The following is a 1,060-nucleotide window of genomic DNA, read 5'->3' as shown; positions in this document are numbered from 1 at the left end:
TCGCGCAGGGGGGTGTTCTCGCACAGTTCGTAGCCGCTGTAGATGCCCCAGGTGGGGGAGAGGGTGGCGGCCAGGACGGCGCGGACCTCGAAGGCGGGCCGTCCGCCGTGCTGGAGGTAGGCGTGCAGGATGTCGGGGGTGTTGGCGAAGAGGTTGGGCCGCATGTAGGCGGCGGCGTCCCCCGTCAGTTCGGTGAGGTACTCGGTCAGTTCCTGCTTGGTGGTGCGCCAGGTGAAGTAGGTGTAGGACTGCTGGAAGCCGATCTGGGCCAGGGTGTGCATCATCGCGGGGCGGGTGAAGGCCTCGGCCAGGAAGATCACGTCGGGGTCGGCGGCGTTGATCTCGCCGATCACGCGTTCCCAGAAGACCACGGGTTTGGTGTGGGGGTTGTCGACCCGGAAGATGCGCACCCCCGTCTCCATCCAGTGCCGCAGGATCCGCACGGTCTCGGCGACCAGGCCGTCGAGGTCGGCGTCGAAGGCGATGGGGTAGATGTCCTGGTACTTCTTGGGCGGGTTTTCCGCGTGGGCGATGGAGCCGTCGGGGCGGTGGTGGAACCACTCGGGGTGCTTGTGGACCCAGGGGTGGTCGGGGGAGCACTGCAGGGCGAAGTCGAGGGCGACCTCCAGGCCGAGGTCGCCGGCCCGGGCGACGAAGCGGGTGAAGTCCTCCAGGGTGCCCAGGTCGGGGTGGACGGCGTCGTGGCCGCCCGCGGGGGAGCCGATGGCCCAGGGCACGCCGACGTCGTCGGGGCCGGCGTCGAGGGTGTTGTTGGGGCCCTTGCGGTGGGTGGTGCCGATGGGGTGGATGGGCGGGAGGTAGACGACGTCGAAGCCCATCGCGGCGATCGCGGGCAGGCGGCGGGCGGCGGTGTCGAAGGTGCCGTGCGGGTGCTCGGGGGTGCCCTCGGAGCGGGGGAAGAACTCGTACCAGGCGCCGTACAGGGCCCGTTCGCGTTCCACCAGCAGCGGCAGCGGGTCGCTGCCGCTGACCGGCTCCCGCAGCGGATGCGCGGCCAGCACCGCGTCCACCTCCGGCGTCAACGCCGCCGCCAGCCGGG

General features: G+C 71.1%; 1 pseudogene. It reads right to left on the bottom strand.

What is annotated here, in order from left to right:
• A pseudogene (locus ADK41_RS04320) lies at window positions 1-1,060 on the bottom strand (alpha-1,4-glucan--maltose-1-phosphate maltosyltransferase); the annotation flags it as partial.

This window comes from Streptomyces caelestis (assembly GCF_001279005.1).
Classification (GTDB): Bacteria; Actinomycetota; Actinomycetes; order Streptomycetales; family Streptomycetaceae; genus Streptomyces; species Streptomyces heliomycini.
This window is presented reverse-complemented; position numbering and strand designations above follow the sequence as displayed.